This is a genomic window from Pararhodonellum marinum (genome assembly GCF_015354735.1).
GTDB classification, from domain to species: domain Bacteria; phylum Bacteroidota; class Bacteroidia; order Cytophagales; family Cyclobacteriaceae; genus Pararhodonellum; species Pararhodonellum marinum.
On the sequence record NZ_JACEFJ010000009.1, the window covers coordinates 125902 to 149564 of the forward strand.

Annotated in this window: 20 protein-coding genes; 11 read left to right on the plus strand and 9 right to left on the minus strand. The window is 41.7% G+C overall.

Annotation, left to right across the window (positions count from 1 at the left end):
- The first annotated feature begins 59 nt into the window (after positions 1–59).
- Together H1A14_RS16210 and H1A14_RS16215 are read left to right on the plus strand one after the other, a co-directional pair.
- Entirely contained in the window at positions 60–1391 is a 1332-nt protein-coding gene (locus H1A14_RS16210; RefSeq protein WP_194777326.1) for an alkaline ceramidase, read from the plus strand.
- Between the two features lie 178 nt (positions 1392–1569).
- Positions 1570–2928 (plus strand): acyl-CoA dehydrogenase family protein, encoded by a 1359-nt coding sequence (locus H1A14_RS16215; protein WP_194777327.1) that lies wholly within the window; start codon positions 1570–1572, stop codon positions 2926–2928.
- A 22-nt stretch (positions 2929–2950) separates the two neighbouring features.
- Here H1A14_RS16215 and H1A14_RS16220 read toward each other — a convergent pair whose 3' ends face one another.
- The 4 genes from H1A14_RS16220 to clpB form a co-directional block, all read right to left on the minus strand.
- Entirely contained in the window at positions 2951–3439 is a 489-nt protein-coding gene (locus H1A14_RS16220) for a peptide deformylase (protein WP_194777328.1), read from the minus strand.
- A 14-nt stretch (positions 3440–3453) separates the two neighbouring features.
- The gene (locus H1A14_RS16225; RefSeq protein WP_194777329.1) at positions 3454–4026 is read right to left on the minus strand and encodes a pyridoxamine 5'-phosphate oxidase family protein; all 573 of its coding nucleotides are present in this window, start codon (positions 4024–4026) and stop codon (positions 3454–3456) included.
- On the minus strand, positions 4026–4208 hold the full coding sequence (locus H1A14_RS16230; RefSeq protein WP_194777330.1) for a CPXCG motif-containing cysteine-rich protein: 183 nt from the start codon (positions 4206–4208) through the stop codon (positions 4026–4028). The genes H1A14_RS16225 and H1A14_RS16230 overlap by 1 nt, the downstream gene beginning before the upstream one ends.
- A gap of 145 nt (positions 4209–4353) precedes the next feature.
- Entirely contained in the window at positions 4354–6966 is a 2613-nt protein-coding gene (clpB, locus tag H1A14_RS16235; RefSeq protein ID WP_194777331.1) for an ATP-dependent chaperone ClpB, read from the minus strand.
- Between the two features lie 289 nt (positions 6967–7255).
- Here clpB and H1A14_RS16240 point away from each other — a divergent pair, with 289 nt between their 5' ends.
- Positions 7256–7801, plus strand: coding sequence for a hypothetical protein (locus tag H1A14_RS16240; RefSeq protein WP_194777332.1), 546 nt, complete (start codon positions 7256–7258; stop codon positions 7799–7801).
- 208 nt (positions 7802–8009) lie between these two features.
- Here H1A14_RS16240 and H1A14_RS16245 read toward each other — a convergent pair whose 3' ends face one another.
- On the minus strand, positions 8010–8726 hold the full coding sequence (locus H1A14_RS16245; RefSeq protein ID WP_194777333.1) for an RDD family protein: 717 nt from the start codon (positions 8724–8726) through the stop codon (positions 8010–8012).
- A 35-nt stretch (positions 8727–8761) separates the two neighbouring features.
- Between H1A14_RS16245 and H1A14_RS16250 the strand changes: the two genes are divergently transcribed.
- Genes H1A14_RS16250 through H1A14_RS16275 form a run of 6 tightly spaced genes read left to right on the plus strand, consistent with a single transcriptional unit; the run spans position 8762 to position 14866 of the window.
- The gene (locus H1A14_RS16250) at positions 8762–9739 is read left to right on the plus strand and encodes a stage II sporulation protein M (protein WP_194777334.1); all 978 of its coding nucleotides are present in this window, start codon (positions 8762–8764) and stop codon (positions 9737–9739) included.
- Positions 9717–10559, plus strand: coding sequence for a hypothetical protein (locus H1A14_RS16255; RefSeq protein ID WP_194777335.1), 843 nt, complete (start codon positions 9717–9719; stop codon positions 10557–10559). The genes H1A14_RS16250 and H1A14_RS16255 overlap by 23 nt, the downstream gene beginning before the upstream one ends.
- Positions 10560–10590: 31 nt before the next feature.
- Positions 10591–11298, plus strand: coding sequence for a DUF4129 domain-containing protein (locus H1A14_RS16260; RefSeq protein WP_194777336.1), 708 nt, complete (start codon positions 10591–10593; stop codon positions 11296–11298).
- Complete coding sequence (locus tag H1A14_RS16265; RefSeq protein WP_194777337.1) at positions 11295–12503, plus strand: DUF4350 domain-containing protein; 1209 nt, start codon at positions 11295–11297, stop codon at positions 12501–12503. Before H1A14_RS16260 ends, H1A14_RS16265 begins: the two co-directional genes overlap by 4 nt.
- Before the next feature lie 6 nt (positions 12504–12509).
- Complete coding sequence (locus H1A14_RS16270; protein WP_194777338.1) at positions 12510–13529, plus strand: AAA family ATPase; 1020 nt, start codon at positions 12510–12512, stop codon at positions 13527–13529.
- 2 nt (positions 13530–13531) lie between these two features.
- Entirely contained in the window at positions 13532–14866 is a 1335-nt protein-coding gene (locus H1A14_RS16275; RefSeq protein ID WP_194777339.1) for a DUF58 domain-containing protein, read from the plus strand.
- 285 nt (positions 14867–15151) lie between these two features.
- Here the strand turns inward: H1A14_RS16275 and H1A14_RS16280 are convergent, their stop codons facing one another.
- The 4 genes from H1A14_RS16280 to H1A14_RS16295 form a co-directional block, all read right to left on the minus strand.
- Positions 15152–17728 carry a polynucleotide kinase-phosphatase gene (locus H1A14_RS16280; RefSeq protein ID WP_194777340.1) on the minus strand — a complete coding sequence of 859 codons (2577 nt, stop codon included), beginning with the start codon at positions 17726–17728 and terminating at the stop codon, positions 15152–15154.
- Positions 17718–19121, minus strand: coding sequence for a 3' terminal RNA ribose 2'-O-methyltransferase Hen1 (locus H1A14_RS16285; RefSeq protein ID WP_194777341.1), 1404 nt, complete (start codon positions 19119–19121; stop codon positions 17718–17720). The genes H1A14_RS16280 and H1A14_RS16285 overlap by 11 nt, the downstream gene beginning before the upstream one ends.
- 143 nt (positions 19122–19264) lie before the next feature.
- Entirely contained in the window at positions 19265–20068 is an 804-nt protein-coding gene (locus tag H1A14_RS16290) for an SGNH/GDSL hydrolase family protein (RefSeq protein ID WP_194777342.1), read from the minus strand.
- Positions 20069–20083: 15 nt separating this feature from the next.
- Positions 20084–21112, minus strand: a complete 1029-nt coding sequence (locus H1A14_RS16295) for an App1 family protein (protein ID WP_228527821.1) — start codon at positions 21110–21112, stop codon at positions 20084–20086.
- A gap of 484 nt (positions 21113–21596) precedes the next feature.
- On the opposite strand from H1A14_RS16295, the gene H1A14_RS16300 reads away from it, so the two are divergent.
- Both H1A14_RS16300 and H1A14_RS16305 read left to right on the plus strand, forming a co-directional pair.
- Positions 21597–22094, plus strand: a complete 498-nt coding sequence (locus tag H1A14_RS16300) for a VOC family protein (RefSeq protein ID WP_194777343.1) — start codon at positions 21597–21599, stop codon at positions 22092–22094.
- 332 nt (positions 22095–22426) lie between these two features.
- On the plus strand, positions 22427–23485 hold the full coding sequence (locus H1A14_RS16305; RefSeq protein WP_194777344.1) for a linear amide C-N hydrolase: 1059 nt from the start codon (positions 22427–22429) through the stop codon (positions 23483–23485).
- Positions 23486–23663 lie beyond the last annotated feature (178 nt).

A 23663-nucleotide genomic window follows, 5' to 3' on the forward strand; every position in this document is an offset into this window, starting at 1 on the left:
ATGAATTTTAATCCTCTTACTCAATTCAATTTGACACAATCTTTCATTTGGACTTCGAATTGAAAAAACTGTTAAAAATATTGGCCTGGACGACGGGCCTTTTTCTTTTACTTGCCCTGCTGATCATTACCAGGGTCGACTGGAGGGATTACCGGGAAAGTGCCTACTACCAAGACACCATGGCTTCATTGGAAGCATTGGATTTTGAATCCGAACACAGTGATGACTTTTGGATCGCTGGATGGGCCAAGGCCAATCATACCCCCGAAGAGCCAACTCCTTTGGTAGGGTACAAACCCAGAGGCAAATATGAATTTGTCCAGGATAGCAGCCATGTAAGGGCCTTGGTTTTGGGCAATGGGAGCCAAAGGATTGCATTTTTGGGCTATGAATTGTTGCTTGTTCATCCTCACTTGGCTGATCAGATACGGGAAGCAGTCAAAGCAAAGGATTTGCCTATCGATTTGTTGTACTTTACCGCCACACATACCCACAGCGGGATGGGAGGCTACATGCCCGGATTGGCAGGCCGATTGGTTTTTGGCGGCCTTGATCAAGCCATCATGGATGATTTAAAAGTAAAAACCCTGGCTGCTTTGGAAGCGGCACTTGCATCTCAGGATACGGTTAAGCTTTCCTACAATAGGATAAAGGGGGCTGATTTTGTGGAGAACAGGTTTATTCCTGATGGCCCTATTGATCCTTATTTGAGGCAGTTGAAACTGGAGAAGACTACTGGGGAAACAGGCGTTTTTGTGAGTTTTAGCGCGCATTCAACTTGTCTTAGTTCTAAATTTATGGGTTTGTCGGGTGATTATCCCCACTACTTGATGCAACAACTTGAGGAAGAATCGGATTTCGCCCTTTTCGCATCAGGAACGGTAGGCAGTCATCGTCCGGTAAGGGATGGAAATGATGTGTTGGCTACGCAGCAGTATGCCCATCGCCTGGATAGTTTAATTAAGGTAAATGTGGAAATTGAAAAGCAAATTTCCGGCAATAATTTTTCCTTTCAAAAAGTCCCAATTTCTCTAAGGTCACCGCATATCCGGATTTCTGAAAATTGGAGGCTGAGACCCTGGATTTTCGAATGGTTATTTGGTTCAATGAATGCCCATTTTGATGTGGTGAGGCTGGGGGATTTGTTGCTTATTTCTTCCAGTGGTGAGCTCTCCGGTGTTTTTTATGAGCAGTGGGAAGCCATAGCCCAGTCCCAAGGGCTAGAATTGATGATTACGACATTTAATGGCAATTATATCGGTTACATCACACCTGACGAATTTTACAACTACCGCTTCCATGAGGTGAGGGAAATGAATTGGTTCGGACCTTATAATGGGGCTTATTTTGATGAATTGATCAAGGCCATGATACTGAAAGCTTCGAATTGATTTCATTCCAATTTTTAAGTTGCTCCTGATCAACCATGGGTGGCTCAATGGTTTTTTTAAAACCCTTGCAACCATCTCAGGTTATTTTAGGTATATTAGTGTAGACGCTTAGATACAGAATTTACCTTTTGTTGACAAATGCCATTCTAAAATCTTTTTTCTCCAAAAAACCAAACCCATGAAAAAAATATTCAAATCCATATCAGGCATGAGATCTTTGATCAAAAACCTGGATCTTGAAAAATTGAACAAATTGTCCCAAAAGGTTGATCTGAATGAAATGATGGGCGTGGTGTCCAATATGAGTGAGGAGGATTTGAGCAAGTTGATGAAGATGATGAAAAGTGGGGGTAAGCCAAAAACCATTCCTGCAATCAACGGTGATTTTTACGAATTGGGAAAGACCTTACCACCCCATGAAAGGGAAATCCAACTCAAAGTAAGGGAGTTTATGGAAAAGGAAATCAGGCCCATTGCCAATGATTATTGGAACAAAGCCCAGTTTCCCATGCATATCATCCCAAAAATGGCCGAACTGAATGTGGCAGGCCTGACCTACAAAGGATACGGATGTCCGGGACACTCAGCCTTGCTCGAAGGCTTTTTGGCGATGGAAATGGCAAGGGTAGATACTTCTATGTCCACTTTTTTTGGCGTTCAGAGTGGCTTGGCAATGGGTTCCATTTACGTTTGTGGTTCCGAGGAACAAAAAACAGAATGGCTGCCGAAAATGCAAAAAATGGAGACGATCGGAGCTTTTGGTTTGACTGAGCCTGAAGTGGGTTCTGCAGTAGCAGGTGGTTTGACCACCACTTGCAAAAGAGAGGGTGACGAGTGGGTGCTCAACGGCCAGAAAAAATGGATCGGCAATGCCACCTTCTCAGACATCACAGTGATCTGGGCCAGGGATTTGGAAGATCAACAGGTCAAAGGTTTTATTGTAAGAAAGGGCAACCCGGGATTCAAGGCAGATAAAATGGAGAATAAAATGGCACTTAGGACGGTTCAGAATGCCTTGATCACCATGAAAGACTGCAGGGTTCCGGAAAGTGACCGCCTTCAGGAAGCCAACTCTTTCAGAGATACGGCAAAGGTGCTGAGGATGACTAGGGCAGGGGTTGCCTGGCAAGCCGTGGGTTGTGCACGGGGAGCCTATGAGGCCGCCTTGAAATACAGCAATGAAAGAATACAGTTTGGAAGACCCATCGCCTCGTTTCAGTTGGTGCAGGATCTACTTGTCACCATGCTGGGTGACCTGACAGCCATGCAAAGCATGGTCTTCCGTCTGTCCCAGATTCAGGACGATGGGTTCTTAAAAGATGAACACGCCTCTCTTGCAAAAGTATTTTGTACCCTAAGGATGCGTGATATTGTGGATCATGCCCGGGAGTTGTTTGGAGGTAATGGTATCCTGCTGGAATATGACATTGCAAGATTCGTGGCGGATGCAGAAGCCATTTACAGCTATGAGGGCACTAAAGAAATCAACAGCCTGATTGTAGGCAGAGCGATAACCGGACATAGTGCATTTGTTTGAGAACAGCGAACTGATATCCATTCTAAAATTCCCGGTATTGAAATGACTTATCGTCGATGGCCCGCATGGTACAAAGGATGCCATCGAGGTGATCGTATTCATGCTGAATAAGTTCGGACAGGTCGTTTTCTACTTTCCAGGTTTGTTTAGTCCAGTTCTCATCTCTGTACTCCAATGTGAGGCTTTGGTGTCGCTTTACTTTTACCAGTAAAGAAGGAAAACTCATGCAGTCATCCCATACCTCAAACATTTCAGCGCTGGACCAGGGGATTTCGGGATTGATGATGGTGTAGGGCCGATCCAAATCCAAATAAAACAAGCGTTTCATAATGCCCAACTGAGGAGCTGCAATGCCCCTTCCAAAGCCATACTTTTGTCGGATGTCCAACATGGCTTCCTGTAACTCTCTCACCCAGCTTTGGACAAGGGGAAGTTCGGATTCCAAGACCGGGTCACAGATTTGGTAAAGTCTTGGATCTCCCAGTTTTAATATGTCAGCAGTGGTTTTCATGAATACTTAAACTTTTATGGAGCTAACCAGTTTATTTGCCAATCTTTTCCAGTTTTTTCAAACCCAACTCGGATATGCGTTTGCCCATTGAGTTGAAGCAGATCCATATGTTTAGGAATGATTTGGATTACCGCAAAATAGTGATCTTGAAACTTTCCCTCCCAATGGTAGGCCGCTTCGGGATGGGAAATGATAGCACCAGGCGCATAAATGGGTTGATAGGCATTTTGGGCATCACCTTGTATGCGAGTCCAAAACCCCTTGGCCACATCATTTCCATGGTGCAACACCGCTTCTCCTTTTACTCGAATCTGTACCCTTTTGTTGGGATGATAAAAAACCAAGGCTGTCCCCGGATTGGATCTGAGAGCCTTGATTTTGTCAGTACGAAGGTCAGAAAAAAAATAGAAGTTCAAATCTTCATCCACCTTTCTTAACACCACATATCTAGCACTAAGGTTTTGTCCAGCTCCTGTGGCCAGTGTCATGAATCGAAACGGGTGCTTGGAATCCAAAGCCCCGCGGTGCAATTCATGCTTTAATGTTTGAAAAACAGCATCCAGACTGTCTGAGGATTTGATTAGCATCACTGTTCTATGGATAAAGCTGCAAAAGCAACCACTTCCCCTTCTTCCACTTCAAACTGGATTTCCATAGGATTGCAGCAAACTTCACAGTCTTCAATATAACTCTGCCTCGATACGGAAGGATCCAAGAGCATGGAAATTTCTTCAAAACAATAAGGGCAGGTAAACAAATGCTCTATCATGGTTTGAGTTTATTTGAATAACCACTTCCGGGTCTTTAGGTTTCCTAGACACTTCAAAAATAACAAAAGCGTTTGGAACAGATTGCTCCAAACGCTTTTTCCAAAAAATTATTCCTATCTCTTTTCGGGTTTTCAAGGCCTAAATTTAGACCTCAATACTTTCCACATTTTTAAAGTAGACCTGTTGATCCGCGTCGAGATCCACCAATACTGCTGCGTCATTCTTGATGTAGCCGGCCAGAATCTGCTTGGACAGTTCATTCAAAACTATCCGCTGCATGGCTCTTTTCAATGGTCTCGCTCCAAACTGAGGGTCAAAACCGACTTTTCCCAAATGATCCAAAACCTCCTTGGTAGCTTCTATCTCAATGTTGGCTTCGGACAATCGCTGTTGGATTTCACGCCATTGGATGTCGACGATTTTACGGATGATGTCCTTACTGAGTGGTTCAAACATGATCACTTCATCTACCCGATTGAGAAACTCAGGCCTCACAGATCCTTTTAATAGTTCAAAAGCCTCCGCTTTGGTTTTTTCCATGATTTCCTCTTTGTTCCAGTCTTCTATTTCAGCAAAACGTTCCTGAATCAGGTGTGACCCGATATTGGTGGTCATGATGATGATGGTGTTTTTAAAATTGGCCAGCCTTCCTTTGTTGTCGGTCAACCTTCCGTCGTCCAACACCTGCAAGAGGATGTTGAACACATCAGGATGGGCTTTTTCGATTTCATCCAGGAGTATGACAGAGTAAGGCTTACGACGCACCGCTTCTGTCAACTGTCCTCCTTCATCGTAGCCTACATAGCCTGGAGGTGCTCCCACCAGTCTGCTGACTGCATGCCTTTCCTGGTACTCGGACATGTCTATCCGCACCATTGCGTTGTCATCATTGAACAGATAGGAAGCAAGGGCCTTGGCCAGTTCGGTTTTACCTACCCCTGTCGTACCCATGAAGATAAAGGATCCAATGGGACGCTTGGGGTCCTGCAATCCTGCACGGCTTCTCCTTACCGCATCAGATAGGCCTACAATGGCTTCATGTTGTCCAGCCACCCGTTTGCTTAGTTCCTCCTCCAGGTGTAGCAGTTTTTCCCTGTCACTCTGAAGCATCTTGGAAACCGGTATGCCAGTCCACTTGGCCACTACAGCTGCGACGTCTTCTGCATCGACTTCCTCCTTCAACAAAGGGGAGCCCTGTTGCATTTCCATAAGCTGGCTTTTGAAAGACTCGAGTTTCTTTTCGGACTCCACGATTTTGCCATACCGGATCTCGGCTACCTTACCGAAATCACCCGATCTTTCCGCTTGTTCAGCTTCCAGTTTGAACTTATCAATGTTTTCCTTTTCTCGCTGAATGCCCATGATGACCGCTTTTTCGCTTTCCCATTTGGCTTTTACACTTTGGCGTTTTTCCGAAAGGTCTGCGATTTCCTTGCTCAGCACGGTTTCTTTGTCCTTGTTTTTTTCCCTTCTGATGGCTTCTCTCTCTATTTCCAGCTGCATGATCCTACGGTTAAGTTCATCCAGTTCCTGAGGAAGCGAGTCAATTTCCATCCTCAATTTGGCCGCTGCCTCATCCATCAAGTCAATGGCCTTGTCAGGAAGAAACCGGTCAGAGATGTACCGGTGGGAAAGTTCTACAGCAGAGATTACTGCATCATCTTTGATCCTCACCCCATGGTGAAGTTCGTATTTGTCTTTGATCCCTCTGAGAATGGAAATGGCATCGGCCACATCAGGTTCATCCACTATCACAGCCTGAAATCTCCGCTCCAAGGCTTTGTCTTTTTCGATGTACTTTTGATATTCCTTTAACGTGGTGGCACCAATGGCATGAAGCTCACCTCTGGCGAGAGCAGGTTTCAGCAAGTTGGCAGCATCCATGGCTCCTTCGCCTCCGCCTCCAGCCCCTATCAAAGTGTGGATCTCGTCAATGAACAGGATGATTTGACCATCTGAATCGGTCACTTCCTTGATGACTGCCTTCAGCCTCTCTTCAAACTCCCCTTTGTATTTGGCTCCTGCTACCAACAGCCCCATGTCAAGAGAAATAAGGGTTTTGGTTTTCAGATTTTCAGGGACATCACCACTAACGATCCTCTGGGCCAAACCTTCCACTATAGCGGTTTTACCCACACCTGGTTCACCCAGTAGTATTGGGTTGTTTTTGGTCCTTCGGGCCAAAATCTGTAAAACCCGCCTGATTTCTTCATCTCTTCCGATGACAGGGTCAATCTTGCCTTTTTTGGCAAGTTCGTTGAGGTTTTTGGAATATTTTTCCAAGGACCGGTATTTGGCCTCGGCATTTTGGTCGGTGACTTTACTGCCTTTTCTGAGTTCCTTGATGGCCTCTATCAATGGCTTTTCGGCCATGCCTTGGTCTTTGAGCAGTTGGGAGGCTTTATCACTTCCAGCCAATATGGCCAAAAGCAGGTGTTCGATGGCCACATATTCATCATCAAAGGTTTTTAAATAATCCTTTGCTTTGGCCATGATCTGATTGCTTGATCCTGAAAGATAGGGTTGCTGACCACTTACCCGGGGATAAGACTGAATGAGTTCGTCTAGCTTTTGAAGCACTAAAGCTTTGTTGATGCCCAGTTTTTTGAACACAAAACCAGATACGTCCTCATCCTCAGACAGGACTCCTTTCAGCAGGTGGCCAGGCTCGATGGCTTGTTGTTGGGCAGCCATGGCCAATTCAGCGGCTTTCTGCACCGCTTCCTGGGATTTGATGGTAAATTGTTTAAAATCCATTTATCGTGTTTTTTTTGATTGCTATGTTATAAAGCGAGATCTTGTGAACCCGGCTTTGATGCAGTTCACAAAAGTTTCACCAATTTACTTTTCGTTTAAAAGCCTGAAAAAGTGGCAGTAATATTTAATATTTGTAGAAATAATTGGACTTTTTGGCAGTATTTCAAGTTGTTTTTTAGCACTTTTCTAGTCCAAAATTCAGGATAAACAGAAAAATTTTATTCACCGAATTTAGTAACTTATAATGTAAAAACATTACTTTAGAAGTACAAACCAAAAGAAATCAGGTATGAGAAAATTTACATATTGTTTGTTCATCATCTGTATGAGCCTCTTGTATTTGCCTTTGGCTGCTCAGACAGAAAAGGAAACCAAAACCGAACAGGAAATTTTGGATGCCAAGAAACAGGCAGCTGAGGAAAAAGCCAGACTGAAGGAAGAGAAAATGGTTGCCAAGGAAGAAAAGGCAGCTATGGTAGCTGAACAAAAGGCCGAAAAGCAGCGCTTAGCCGAGGAAAAAGCAGAAACTAAAAGGCTCAAAGATCTGGAAAATGCGGTAAAGGCCTATGATAAGGCCATTGGTCAAAAGGAAAAAGCCGAAATTAAATATTCATCTGAATCCATAAAACTGGAGAAGTTGAAAGTGAAGGGAAAGATTACCGATAGCGATCTTGCCAAAAAGGAACTAAACCTACAGAAACTTGACCTAGACATTATCAAAGCAGATGCGGAAGCAGCCAAACAACTGCGAACCATAGAAAGATTGGAGGGTACGCGTAAAATCACCAGAGAAGTTGAAAGTAAGACCCCTGAAGTGGAAGATCCTAGGCCTTAATTCAAAAAAGCTCCCTTCCTATGATTAGAAAGGGAGCTTTTTTTGAATGATGAATGATGAATTGGGAATTGAAATTAGGATCAAGTATATAAAAAATTTTCCATCCTAGGTCGATACTCCATTTTTCTATTAAAATTTTCTCTTTCGGAAAAATTTGCCTATTGGCTGAAATCCGAATTTCCAATAAGAAAATATGTTAAAAGGCCTTTCACTTCTGGGTATAAAAATTATAATCCTTGATGACCTGTTCCAAAAAGGCCATTGATTTTTGCTCATGTTGGATATTGGCCATTTCCGCGACCTTCTCGGCTAATTTTTGAATTACCCTAAAATCTTCCTGGCTGAGGGCTTCACGGTAAACTGACTTGATGGTTTGGATCTGCACATCATTGAGTGCCATTACCTGAGGATACAGGGGTTGATAGTCAATGGGTAGTTCTTCCAATAGTGTATCCGAAAGACTGGCATGGGGCTTTTCGCTGATAACTGCCGTGCCTGCAGCCAAATCACCCAACCGCTGACCTTTGCCATTGAGCAGGATGGTGAGCACCGCAATGCCCCCACTGGAAAGGGATATGTCCACAATCCTCAAAATCCAGCGGATAAAATAACTTCCAAGTGTTGGTTTGCTACCATCCAGTTTAACGACTCTGAGTTTCATGGCTGACTTCCCAGGGCTTTTACCGTCCATAAAAGTTTCAAAAAGTAAGCTGTACATCAAAGCTGGCAGACCGAGCACCATATAAAACGACCAATACTTGCCCGGGTCATCCAGTTTCAACTTTACCATCAAATAGATGACCACCAACCAATAAGCGATAATAATCAGTATATCAATAAGATAAGCCAACAAACGCTCCCCCAGTCCGGCCACTCGCTGGTTGATACTAATATTTTGGGCGGTTTCTATTTGAAAGTTATCCATTTATTCTTTTTATTTGATCAAATTAATTTGAGCGTATGCGTGAGGCTGCCTTTGTGAAGCGAAATAAAGACAAATGGGTAGAATTTGAAAATGTTCTCCAGAATAAAAAACAAATTTCTCCGGACCATCTGGCTGACCTATATGTGGAGGTCACTGACCACCTAAGTTATGCCCAGACTTTTTACCCTCAAAGTAACACTACCCAATACCTCAATCAGCTTGCTTCCCAGTCTCACCAAATCATCTATAAAACCAAAAAGGAATCCACAAACCGAGTATTGAACTTTTATACCAAGGAGTTTCCCTTGATGTTCAAGCAATACCAGCCCCACCTTTTGGTGGCTTTTCTCACTTTTGCACTGTTTACTTTAGTAGGAGTGTTCAGTGCTGCTACGGATGCGGCATTTGTCAGAAGTATTTTGGGAGATGGCTATGTCAACATGACTTTGGAAAATATAGAAAAAGAAGATCCTATGGCCGTGTATAAGAAAATGGGTCAGGTAGACATGTTTCTCGGGATCACCATCAACAACATCAGGGTTGCGCTACTGGCATTTGTGTTTGGCGTCCTACTGAGCATCGGGGCACTTTTCATCCTGATGAACAATGCGATCATGTTGGGTTCATTTCAGTATTTCTTTTATGACAAAGGCCTGCTTTGGGAGTCCGCCAGGACCATTTGGATCCATGGAACGATTGAGATTTCTGTGATCATTGTGGCGGGTTGCGCAGGATTGGTAGCAGGCAACGGGATTTTGTTTCCAGGCACCTACACCAGATTGGAGTCATTTAAGAGGAGCTTAAAAGCAGGTCTTAAGATCGTAGTCAGTACTTTGCCTTTCTTTGTGATAGCAGGGTTTCTGGAGGGATTTGTGACCCGATACACTCAAATGCCTGATTTTATGGCAATTTTCATCATCTTGTCTTCATTGGCACTGATTCTTTTTTATTATGTTTATTTACCTATTCACTTAAACCGTCAAGTTTTTTATGAACGAGTTCATTCAATTTAAAAAACAAAGGGAATTGGGCAGCATGTTGTCTGACACCTTTAAATTTATGCGTATCCATTTTAAGCCTTTGGCTAGGGTACTGATTAAAACTTCAGGCATTCCGTTTCTGCTTTTGTTGGTATTTTCGGGGTATTACACCCACCTGACCCAAGGAGGTACCGAACCTTTTTCTTCCGCTTCGATACCTGTACTTTTTCTGATGGGGATTTCCTCCTTGGTCTATTATATTTTGATGGGAAGTACTGTATTGAATTACATTAAAACATACATCAATTCAGGGGGAACTGTGGAGGAAAGCACGGTTGTATCTAATTCCTTCCAGTATTCAGGTACCTTGCTTGCCTTTACTTTGGTATCCTTGTTTATGCTGGTTTTTGGGTTAATGTTTTTCATTATCCCAGGGATTTATTTTTATGTGCCCCTATACTTGGCATTTACCATGATCATATTCAAGGATCTAGGAGCTCTGCAAGCCATTTCAGCAGGATTTAATCTAGTAAGTGACCGATGGTGGGTAACTTTCGGGACAATTATGGTGATCGGTATTGTGCTGTTTATCATCAGTTATGTCTTTCAGATGCCGGCTATGATTTATTTGTTGGTGCGCACTTTCGCGGTAGCTGATGAAGTTTCCTCGGCAAGTGGGGCAGGTTTGGATTTTATCGCCATCTTTCTCGATTTGATTTCCAATATTGCCAGCTACCTTATTTCGGTGGTAGCCATGGTCGCCGCGGCTTTCATTTACTTTGACCTCAATGAATATAAAAACAGAACCGGTCTGCTTGAAAAGATAGAAACTCTGGAAAAAGCCAATGACTGAAAAACTGTTTTTTTTCCTTTTTTTCCTATTCATGCTTTCGCTACCGGCTTTAGCAGACTCGGATACCTTACCTCAAACTGAACCTCAGCTAAGGTATGACCTAAAGGAAAGGGAAAGTGTTGCCTTGGATACCGATCAATTGGCTCTATATCGACAGGATAAAGCTTTTAATTACTTAGAGGTGGAAGTAGAAGAAAGCAGGCTGGATAGAATCCGAAAATGGCTTTACGATCTTTGGACTAGTTTCTGGCGCTGGCTGTTGGGCAGTAAGTCCACCTCCAAATTCTTCCAGGTTGTGATTCAATTGCTTCCTTATTTGTTGATGGCAGCGCTTTTGGGTTTGCTGGTGTGGTTGTTGTCGAAAATGGAGGAAAATCGGATCAGCCAAAAACAGGTATTGGGCAATGGCATCAACCTGAAAACCGATGAGGAATTGATCCAACATACTGACCTTCAATCTCTGGTCAATGAGGCTGTCTCGACTGGAAATTACCGTCTGGCCATCCGCTATTCTTACCTTTTGGTCCTTCAACAACTTTCTCAAAAGGAACTGATCAAATGGCAGGACCAGAAAACCAACGATGATTACCTCAGGGAATTGAAGTCAGCTGCCTTGAAATCCGATTTTGCCAAAATCACCAATATGTATGATTTTATCTGGTATGGAAATTTTGAGTTGGACGAAATAAAGTACAGTAGGGCCATGCAGACTTTTGACAGATTGAAAAACGCCCTATGAAGAAAAGCCAATACATAGGAGTCGGAATGGTGGCTTTTGTCCTGATGTTTCTCATTGTTTTGGAGGCTTCCAAAAAGCCTGATATCAATTGGGGAAGCAGTTACCACAAGGTGGACAAAATACCTATGGGTGGTTTTGTGTTTTACGAAACCTTTAAAAATTGGGTCGGTGCAAGTCGGTTTGAAGAGATCAACATACCCCCTTACGAATTCATTGATTCTGATCCTGAGCCTGGAACCTATTTTTTCTTTAACTCTTCTGTTTATTTTGACCAATCAGAAACGAGAAAAATCCTGAATTGGGTGGAGGAAGGCAATACGCTTTTTATCTCCGCACACTTCATCAGCCCTACCTTGATGGATAGTCTAGGGTTGGAACTTAGGCCTTTGATCAGTCTGGATCAGCTGGAAAATCAACCCCTTTTCCAATTGACCAATCCAAGACTCAAACAAGAAAAGCCATTTCATTTTGACAAAGACATTGACCTAATGGAACTGACCAGAATGGATACGGCCAATTCGTTGGTTTTGGGAGAATTTGATGTTCGCAATGAAGAGGACTTTTGGGAAATAGCCGCACCAAAGGTGAATTTTATCCGGAAGGAAATGGGTAAAGGACAGGTTTATTTCCACACCTTTCCTGCAGCCTTCAGCAATTATTTTCTCATGAAAGGAGAAAACCTTTCTTACATGGAGGGTTTGTTGGCCTATTTGCCTGAGGAAGGTGCCATTTATTATGACAACCATTATAAGGACGGAAAATCCTTTTTCAGTTCTCCACTGTATGTTTTGCTCAATGACAGGTACCTGAGGATGGCCTATTACCTGGTGTTGGTCATGGCTTTGTTGTGGGTGATTTTTGAAGGGAAAAGAAAACAAAAGAGCATTCCAGTCATACCTCCGGTCCGTAATCAGACTTTGGCATTCACTCAGACCATAGCCGGGATGTATTTGGAAAAAAAAGCCCACAAAACCATGGCTACCCATCAAATCAATCATTTTATGGAATACCTTCGCAACCACTTGCGCATTTCCACCGAAGAGAGAGGGGCCGATTGGGTGAGGAGGGTAGCGGAAAAAAGCCAAAACGAACAGGATTTCACCCGTGATCTTTTTGAATATATCGACAGGATCGAAGCCGAACGGGAAATAGCGGAAGGCACTTTGATTCATTTGAACAAAAAAATAGAAGCATTTAAAAAATAAAAAGTAATGGAAGAAGCAAACGAAGGTCAATTTGGACAGGAATCCAAGGAAGACAACCTTGATTTCGAATCCCGGCTACCCCTGGGAGCTTTGAAAGAAGCGGTGGATCAGATCAAATCCGAACTCGAGAAAATTATCGTCGGACAGCATGAATTTGTCGAGTTGTTAATCGTGGCACTGTTGGCAAACGGCCATGTGCTGATAGAAGGGGTGCCGGGGATCGCCAAAACCATCACAGCCAAACTCTTTGCAAAAACCCTGAAAACAGGCTTTAGCAGATTGCAGTTTACACCAGACTTAATGCCTAGTGATGTCCTAGGCACTTCTGTGTTAAATGCCCAAAGTGGCCAGTTTGAATTCAGGAAAGGACCGGTTTTCTCCAATATAATTCTGATAGACGAAATCAACAGGGCTCCTGCAAAAACCCAATCTGCCTTGTTTGAAGTGATGGAGGAGCGGCAAATCACACTTGATGGACAAAAATATACCATGGAGGCGCCATTTATGGTGTTGGCTACCCAGAACCCTATTGAGCAGGAGGGGACCTATGCCTTGCCTGAAGCCCAGCTGGATCGGTTTCTTTTCAAAATCAAGGTGGATTACCCCTCCTTAGAGGAAGAAATATTGATCTTAAAAACCCACCATGGCCGGAAAGGAGAAGCCATCATGGATCAGATTCAAGAAGTAATGGAACCGAATAAATTACTTGAATTTCGGACCTTGACCGCCAATGTAGTCTTGGAAGAGAAAATCATCCAATATATAGCTGAAATGGTAGTAAAAACCCGAAACCATCCCCACCTCTATCTGGGCGGCTCGCCAAGGGCTTCCCTTGCGATCATGAATGCCGCCAAAGCCTTTGCAGCCATCGCAGGAAGGGATTTTGTGATTCCTGAGGATGTCAAAAAATCAGTGGTGCCGGTCCTGAGGCATAGGTTGATTTTGTCACCTGAGCGGGAAATGGAAGGCATGACCCCTGAGTCGGTCATTGACATTATTGTGCAGTCCACTCAAATCCCAAGGTAATTTTGGTCAGATTTTTCAAATCCCTTTTCCTTAACACCAATCTTTTTTATGCATTGGCTATTTTGTCGGTGCTGTTCCTGTTTTCTTATTGGTTTACATTCTTGTTTTTATGGACCAGCTTATTGCTTTTCGCGATCTCTTTGACCGTCTTGCTGGACATTCTCCTCCTGTATAAGCCTAATGAAGCCATTTTAGCTGTTCGGAAACTGCCTGAGAAGTTTTCAAATTCAGATCCCAATCCTGTTCCTGTTCAGGTGACCAACAATTACCGGTTGAGGATGGATTTGGTCATTATTGATGAAATTCCTGTACAGTTTCAGAAAAGGGATTTTATCAAAACCATGCAATTGGCTCCAAATGAAACAAAAACCTTTACCTATGAACTTACTCCAAGGCAGCGTGGGGAGTATATTTTTGGCTATTTGCATCTGTATGTTTCCAGCCCCATCGGTTTGATTACACGAAGATACAGTTTTGACCAAAACCAATCGGTCAAGGTTTATCCTTCTTTTATTCAAATGAAACAGTATGATTTTTTATCCATTGACCATCGGAAGACCAATTTCGGTCTGAAAAAAATCAGGAGGCTGGGCCATACCATGGAATTTGAACAGATCAAAGAATACATACCCGGCGATGATGTTCGCACCATCAATTGGAAAGCTACGGCCAAAAAAGGGGCGCTGATGGTCAATCAATTTCAGGATGAAAAATCGCAACCGCTCTATTCCATCATCGATGTGGGGCGCGTCATGAAGATGCCTTTTAATGGCCTCAGTTTGTTGGATTATGCCATCAACAGCACGTTGGCTTTCTCCAATATTGCCTTGAAAAAACAGGATAAGGTAGGCCTGCTTACCTTTTCCAATCAAATCCACCAAAGTTTGCCTGCAAGTAGCAAAAAGTCTTACTTACTCAGCATCTCGGATATGCTTTACAATGTGAATACCAAATTCCTTGACAGTGACTTCGGATTGCTTTATGGGGTAATCAAACGAAAAATCACCCACAGGAGCCTTTTGTTGCTTTACACCAATTTCGAACACATCAGTTCATTGAAAAGGCAGCTTCCCTACCTGAAAGGACTATCCCAACAACATGTTTTGGTGGTGATATTTTTTGACAACACAGAACTGAAACAACTCTTGGATAAAGAGGCACAAAATCTATCCGGGATTTACCAGAAAACCATTGCCCAGAAATTTGACTATGACAAAAGACTGATGGTCAAGGAACTTGAAAAACATGGCATCCAAACCATCCTCACAGCTCCTGAAAACCTCACAGTCAATACCATCAACAAATACCTTGAAATCAAATCAAGAGGTATCTTGTAGATTTTTCCTCCAAGTTGCTTAAGCTTTTCGTTTCTCAGCTATACGCAGGCAGGGATTTTAACCACTAAACTTCCTACGAAGAACTGAACTTTAAATTTATCACTTTCCTGTCCAACGAAGAACGAAACCCCTGCTTGCGTATAGGTGATGTTACCGCCTAGTGCTTCTTTTTCTTCGTCCGTTTTTCTTTCAGTCGTGCGGTTGGGCAGACATACTCTTTGGCAAGCTTTGGATAGTGCGTTGGCTTGAGCGGCTTGCCAATGTGTATGGCTGCAAAGGGTTGGGTTATAGTCTTGGGTCAACATCTTCACTTTCTAATGCTAATACTCCGAAAACACTTTCATGAATTCGTCTTAATGGTTCATTTTTCACAAACCGTTCAAGACCTTCAACACCAAGTGCAAATTCTCTTAGTGCTAAAGATTGTTTTCTTGAAAGTCCTCTGTTTTTTAGTCTGTCGATATTTTCAGGAGCGTCATATTCAGGTCCATAAATAATTCTCAAATATTCACTTCCTCTACATTTTACGGCTGGTTGCAAAAGTCCGTCCGAACCATAAGCAACAAAATCGTAAGGTTTTACAACCATTCCTTCTCCACCTTTACCTGTCAAGTCAAGCCACCACTGAACTGCTTCGTCAAAACTTGATTGGTTTTTTAAGTCAACTATTTTATAGGGTGTCGCCATAAAAAGTTTGGTGTCGCCTTGACAAATTTCTTTAATGTTAGTCATGTGCCATTCATGTGTTTTATCAACGTGAACTTGTCCTTCTGTTGCTAAAATATGAAACGGAGCTAATTTGTAGTCATCTATGCTTTCAACTGTCCAACAGTAATTTTGATAAGCCTTCACATACTTGTCTATAGCTTTATTCTTAGTGGCAAACTTTTCTAAAGACGGCAGAGCATCTTTAATTCCTCTGTTAAGTGCCATTTGTAATGCCTGCTCAACTACTGGTAATGCGCCACCTGCTGCTGAACCTACAGAGGCGTACTGGTCTTTTAATAATGCCTGTGCTTTTGCAGACCAAGGCATTAACTCAGTATCTAAGCAAACCCAATCTGTATTGAATTTATCCCAAAAGTTTGTGTTTGTCAGGCATTGATTGACTCTTTCTATAAATGCTTTCTCAATTTCTGAATCATTAAAAAAGTTTCTACCGGTTCGTGTATAGCATACTCCTATGCCTTCATTTTCAATTCCAAAGCGTTTTATAGCTGTTGCTTCATCTTTACATATTACTAAAACAGCTCTAGAACCCATGTGCTTTTCTTCACAAACAACCTTTTCAACGCCTCTTTTTTTGTAGTAATTCAACGCCTGTAAAGGGTGTTCCAAAAATTCAGGCAATTCACTTGTTGCACATGGAGACATGGTTGGCGGTAGATAAATCAACCATTTTGGATTGATAGCAAAACGGCTCATTACCTCTAAGGCAGCAATAGAATTTTCTTCCCTGATTGTTATATTGTTTCTTAGTCTAGTTTGGACTATGCGTTTTCCTGTTACATCTTCAATGTCCAGTAAATCATCATATTCTTGTTGTGAGCTAAGTTTATTTTCTGAATCGTTGAAGTCTATAGGTCTTATTGGCTCACAATAGACTTGTTTTGCCTGAACTGAAACTAATTCTTCTTCAGGATAACGCAATGCGGTCAATTTACCGCCAAATACACAACCTGTATCAATATCAATTGTCTTGTTCAACCATTCTGCTTCAGGAACTGGTGTATGTCCATAAACAACTTTTGCTTTGCCTCTGTATTCCTTAGCCCAATTATGTCTGACTGGCAAACCAAATTCATCAATTTCTCCTGTTGTTTCGCCATACATACAAAATGAACGAACTGCACCCGAACCACGACCTTGCATTTCCTCTTTTAATCCTGCATGTGCAACAACTAACTTTCCATTATCAAAAACATAGTGGCTTATCAGGCTGTATAAAAATTGTTCAACCGATTTCTTGAATTCGGAAGTTTCATTTTCTAATTGTTGTACTGTAACTTCTAAACCGTGCTTTAACTGAACTTGCTTGCCATTCAAATATTTCTGCAATTTCAAGTCATGATTACCTGGTACGCAATACGCTGCACCTGAGTTAACCATACTCATTACCAAACGCAAAACACTGGGCGAATCAGGCCCTCTGTCAACAAGGTCACCAACAAAAATTGCTTTTCTATTTTCAGGAGCGATTACCTCAAAACCAAAATTAGAATTATTTGCTTCAACATGATTTATTCCATAGCCAAGTTGGATTAGAAGTTCTTTCAACTCGTCAAAACATCCGTGAACATCTCCAATAATGTCGAACGGACCTGTTTCAACTTTTTTATCGTTGTAAAGTTTTTCTCTTTTGATTTCAAGAACTGCTTCAACTTCTTCAACAGATTTCAAAATATAAGTCTGTCTGAAACCTTCATGTTTTAATCCTCTGATTGACTTTTTCAATTGTTGAGCCTGCTGACGAATCACATGTCCCCCAAAGTTTCGGTCAGGTCTGCCTAGGTTTCTTTCTTCGCATACTTTTTCAGGCAAATCCAATACAATTGCCACAGGCAAACAATGATAGGTTCTGGCTAATTCAATTAGACCTTTTCTTGATTCCTTTTGAACGTTGGTTGCATCTACAACAGTCAATAAGCCATTTTTTAAGCGTTTGCCCGCTATGTAATACAAAACATCAAAAGCGTCATTGGTTGAAGCCTGATTATTTTCATCATCTGAAACTAATGCTCTGCATTCGTCAGACGATAATATTTCTGTTCGTTTGAATAGTTTCTTTGCAAAACTACTTTTTCCCGAACCTGAAATACCGATTAAAACAACTAATGAAAGTTCGGGTACTTTAATTTCCATATCTAAATATTGCCATTTGTGAAGGAGCACCAATATTTTCCTCTTCGTCACCGACTGGAAATGTCTCCACGCTGTAATTAAAAGTTTTTCCTATTTTGTTTGCCCATTCGGCAAACTCGTTTCTTGTCCATTCAAAACGGTGGTCGTCATGCCTCATGTTTTCTGCATCCAATTTTTCCCACATTACATTATACTCTTTGTTTGGAGTTGTCAGAATAACGGTTTTAGGTTTTGCAAACTCAAACAAAACCCTTTCAAACGATTTAAGCCTGTTTAAGTCTAAGTGTTCAATGACTTCCACTACCGCAGCGGCATCAAAACCGTCAAACCGCTTGTCTCTGTAGGTTAATGAGCCTTGAAAAAGGTTGATTCTTTCCTTTTGTTTTGGCGACATTTCGTCAAAGTGAAGTCTCTCTTTTGCTTTCAATAGTTCATTGTAGGAGACGTCCATTCCTGCAATTTCAGAGAATTGCTTTTGCTTTAGTAGTTGTCTGATGAGTTTTCCTTCTCCACATCCCAAGTCTAAAACCCTTTCGGCTCCCGATTCAATAAGCTTTTCAGCCACTAATTTTATTCGTTTGTCATGCAGGGTTTCTTTCTTTTTCTCGGTTTCAGTCTTTTCAATTGGCTCTTCAATTGCATTTTCAATTTCTTCTCCTTCGCTTAGTCGTTCAAGTGCTTGTCTTGATAATGAATTTAAATTAATCAAGTAGCGTCTGATTATTTGTTCCTTCTCAGGATGGACTTTTAACCAACCTTCTCCTTTTTGAAGTAGCTTTTCAATCTCGTTTTCACTTACAAAATAGTGTTTGTCGTTATCTAAAGTTGGTATTAAAACATACAAGTGAGAAAGTAATTCCTTTGTGGTTATTGTATTTTCAAGTTTTAATGAGAAGTATTTACTGTCTCCCCATTCAGGAAATTTAGCATCTAATGTATGTCGCTTCAATTCCACTTTATAACCAAGCGGTTCAAAGAATTTTCTAATTAAAATTTCGCCACCTTTTGGAGCGGGAATTGATGCAATTGAAACTTCAAATGGCAATTTTACATCAACAAGTTCAGGTTTGTCTTTGCACTTTCCATTCATTGCAGATGAAAATGCTTTTGAAAGAGCAACACTCATAAATGATGATGCAACATAAGGTCTGTCGTTCACATAGTGTCCAAGTGCAAAACCGTCTCCTCCCAAATTTCTTGCACCACGGACCATGTCGATAGGGTCAATGTCGAGTAAAAGGCTTACAGTTGTCTTACCTTCTCCCTTTTCTGGATAAAATACATGAGCTTTCCCAACGGATAAATCAAAAGTTTGAAATTTGTCAGGATGTTTATGTAGCAAATAACCTAAGTCAGTCGCTGGTTTATGTGTTGTCGTAATATTTAAAATCATCTTATGTCTTTATGGTGCGTTGGCAAAAATTCAGGCTCTTTTGCTAGCGAAGCGGTCGCCCGTGTATTGGGGCAAACAAAAGTGCCTGAATGTGCGGTTGGCTTTTTGTTTCTATCGTTCATTTTGTTCACTGTCGTTGTCTTTTAGCATTGGCGGTAACTTTCGTCTTTAAATAATCTGGCGATTTTAGGATTATCCATAATAAAGGCTACCATATCTTTTGCCCAAATCTGATAGGTAAGTTTGGATGGATGGATTCCATCACTGAAAAACTCCCCTTTGGAAGCCTTATCAGGAAACCGCACTTTCCAGTCCTTCAGGGTTATCCGCTTTCCTTCATAATACACCTGGTCAAATCGCTTCACTAATTTCTCCAATTCTTGCCCTAAAAGTTCCACCAGATTGCCCACCACTGTTTTGATCAAAGGGGTAAAAGCAGGGAATTCCTTTATCGGTGGCATGTTGGTAAATATGATGGGACAATGCCCAAATCTTTCCTGTAATCCTTTTATGACCGCAGAGACCTCCTGCTTCCATTTTTTGGGTGAGCTTAAGCGAAAAGCATCATTGGCACCCAAGCCTATCACAATGAGGTCAGGGTTGGGTCCTTTGAGTTGAGGGAGAATTTTTGTGTGGACTTGATGTGCAGTGTAACCGCTTTTCGCATAAACCTGCCAAGAAATTTGTTTCTCTATCCTATCGGAAAATTCAAGGGCAAAAGATCCTGCAAAACCTTCCTCATGCGTTTCCACTCCTACACCTGCTATGGTACTTTCCCCGATAAACATCACCCGGACAATTTGGTTGAATTCCAATCCTGACTCACCCCTTGGCCCTTTGGCCTCCGGTAATCTTGGTATATTGGTACGGATGTGTTTGCCTTGGAAATACAAGAGGGGCAAAAATGGAAATGCCAACACCGCACCCAATAGATATTTAATTTGCATAGGTTCAAGTCAAAGTTATTCTTCTTCTTCTTCTTCTTCTTTAGTTTTTGCATCGGCAATTTCTTGAACTTCACCTGCCAAAATCCAGCCTTTTGCAAGAGCATGTTGAGCAGCCTCTACGGTATCTTTCACCAACAATAGCTCTACTCCCAATTCCTTGATTTCCTTGCTGATGGCTTCCACTTCATCATGCCTGCTTTGCACCACGTCTCTGATGTAAACCATTTTGACCCTACCGGGAAAATCCTTGATGACCTGAAGGTAGATCTCGGGATCCATCTGACCGGAATCCCCGATCAGGATAAATTTCAGATGTTTTTCTATCTCAAAGATTTTTTCGACTTGGAGAAGTTTATGACCCGAATGGCTTCCTGCAATAAACTGTTCTCTCGATAAGCCAATGTCTCTCAGCATAAGGGGACCTTTTGGGATGCCATGGACGTCTAAAAATTCCATTAAAAAATCATATAGGTTCCAAGGTGAACTTGATACATAGAAAAACGGGTTGCTTTCGATGCCATCCATTCCTTTGGCCAAGGATTGGTAAAAGGCGGCTACACCGGGAAAGGGGAGTCTGGTATGGGCATTGTGCAGAAAAGTTGTTTTCAGCATTTCCCATAATCGGGTGGCTCCAGTAGGCACGATGGTGTCATCAATATCGGAAATCACTCCATATTCAACCTGCGTAGATGGTATGAAAATGCTGTTGGTGGCGGTTACTTCTCCTTGGTTTTTGATCACTTGATCCAATAAAGTCAGATGGACAAAATGCCAAGGCCCAGATGCATCAACTAAGTTTTCTATGGGCATCCTTACCTCAAAATAACCTTCCGGATCAGTAGTGACAACCATTTCATGACTACCAAATGAGGCCTTAACTTTTACTCCGGGAATTTCCCAGGTCGCAAACCTTTTGTACATGGTGCGGAAGTTTCTCCATCGGTTATCTTCGATCTGGGAAATCCCTATGCCGCGGTCCCTTAAAACCCTGCCCAAAAAATAGATTTCCTTTTTGTTTCCAAACCCCATGTAGGGTAGGATCATCAGGGATCGTATCAACCCCAAATTAAGACCGATTTTGAGTTTTAAGAAAGAGTAGCCCCTCTTGATATTAAAGAGTATGAGAAGAATGGATTTTTTCAAAATAGGAGGATAAAGGAAGCATCAATTGGAAAGCTGTTATGGATAGTTGTAGAAACGTGTTTATCATACAGTAGATCATTTAGAACTTATTCCCTAGTGGCTCATGAATGTTTTTCTGGTTTAGAACAGTTTTAAATTAAAAAACCAGAAAGTTTGGCGAGAATCAATTTACCAAATTAACCAATTTTTAATTTCAAATGCTTGATCTACTTCACTATTCCAAATCCACTTTTTCAATTTTCCGTTTCTCCATTCACTTTTGACCGTACGTACCTCTAATACGAGGCGTGAAATCGTTTCGGGAAAAATGTTTTGATTTTTTGATTGAGCCTAATCTGCTTAAATTCATTGAATAATTTCCACATGTGAATTCAAATCATCAATTATGGAAAATTCAGACAAGTATACCATTCCCAATTCCACTCGCATCGGCCATGCTCACCTCAAGGGTGCTGACTTAAATCGGTCCTTGGCATTTTATTGTGATCTGTTGGGTTTTGAAATTACCATGCGGTATGGCAAAGATGCTGCATTTATCTCTGCGGGAGGATATCATCACCATATTGGCTTGAATACATGGTACAGTAAAAATGGACCCCCAGCTTCAAAAAATGGGGATGGATTGTTCCATACTGCCATCCTTTATCCTGAAAGAAAAGATTTGGCCGAAGTACTGAACCGACTCCTTAAAGCTTCCTATCCACTTTCCGGAGCTTCTGACCATGGGGTTTCGGAAGCCATCTATCTGGATGACCCTGACCAGAACGGCGTAGAGTTGTATTGGGACAGACCGATGGAAAAATGGCCAAAAGATAAAGAAGGTTCCTTGGAGATGTTTACCAAGGGCCTGGATCTTTCAGATTTGTTAGATGAATTACGATAACACAAAAATGTCATAGTGTTTTTTGAGGTAACAATGTATACCAATTCTGCCTGTAGCAGGTGAAAACTTAAAAATTCGCAGATGATAACCTGAATAACAGCTAATCCATATAAGGGCTTTTATTTTTGAATGCTTCAATTTTTAGCATAAAATCAATAAAATTTAAGAATTTTTAGACCATAAACCTTATTTTTAATGAGTGAATCAGAATAAGTTTAGCAGTTTCGAAATTCATTGTCTGTGTTTTACCATGAAAGACCCTGAATCCAGCGCCTTTTACCGTCAAGTCGTATCTTATTTACATGTAATGTTTATTTAAATCGAATCGAACCATGAATACTTTCAAAAAATCAATTTGCCAAAGCTTTGTTTCATTCATTCTTTTGTTCCTAATCGGTTCTGAAAATGAGGTATTATCTTGTACCCGCGTAGTTTACGAAGGGCCTGATGGTCAGGTGATCACTGCTCGGTCTATGGATTGGAAAGATGAAATCCCTGCTGACATATGGCTGTTTCCCAGAGGAATGAAAAGAGATGGTGCTGTGGGTAAAAACTCAGTGAAGTGGACTTCTAAATACGGAAGTATTGTAACATCGGCTTTTGATATATCCAGTACAGATGGAATGAACGAAAAAGGCTTAGTGGCCAATTTATTGTGGTTGGCTGAATCTGATTATCCTCCATTCGATGAGAGTAAAAAAGGGCTATCTGTAGCTGCCTGGGTCCAATACATGTTGGATAATTTTGAAACAGTTGAAGAGGCAGTTCGGGCTATGGAAAAGAATGAATTCGTGGTTGTGTCTGAAAATATCCCAGGTACTGATCGGTTTGCCACCCTTCACCTTTCAATTTCAGATGCCTCCGGAGATAATGCCATATTTGAATACATAGATGGAAAATTAGAAATTCACCATGATAAGGCTTACAAAGTAATGACCAATTCTCCCGTTTTTAGCAAGCAATTGGCGCTCAATGAATACTGGAATCAAATAGGGGGCGTCACCATGCTTCCAGGAACCAATAGGGCCGCTGATCGCTTCGTACGTGCCTCTTTTTATGTGGATGCCATACCTCAAACTTCTGATAGCCGGCTCGCAGTAGCCAGTATGTTCAGCGTGATCAGAAACTGTTCTGTGCCTTTTGGAATTTCCACAGAAAACGAACCTAATATTTCCTCGACAAGATGGCGTTCTGTATCTGACCAAAAAAACCTCACCTATTATTTCGAGACAGCGCTGACCCCCAATGCTTTTTGGGTGGACATCAGCAAAGCAGACTTTAGTCCAAATGCAAAAGTTAAAAAGCTAAGTGTGTCCAACCACGAGGTGTATTCTGGAGATGCACTCAAAAACTTTGTAGTTTCCGAGCCTTTTCAATTTGCCGGTTTATAATCTCACCTTGCAACTCTGAAGATAGCTATGCTAGAAGTTCAATAGAGTCCTGATCCACCATATATTCACAGGATAATTTTAATAGGCCATAAAGGATATATGGTTCTGTGACCTATTATCCTTTCCTGCCAATATATATCATCAAACTTATTTTCAATAGGGTACCCTGTCCGAATTC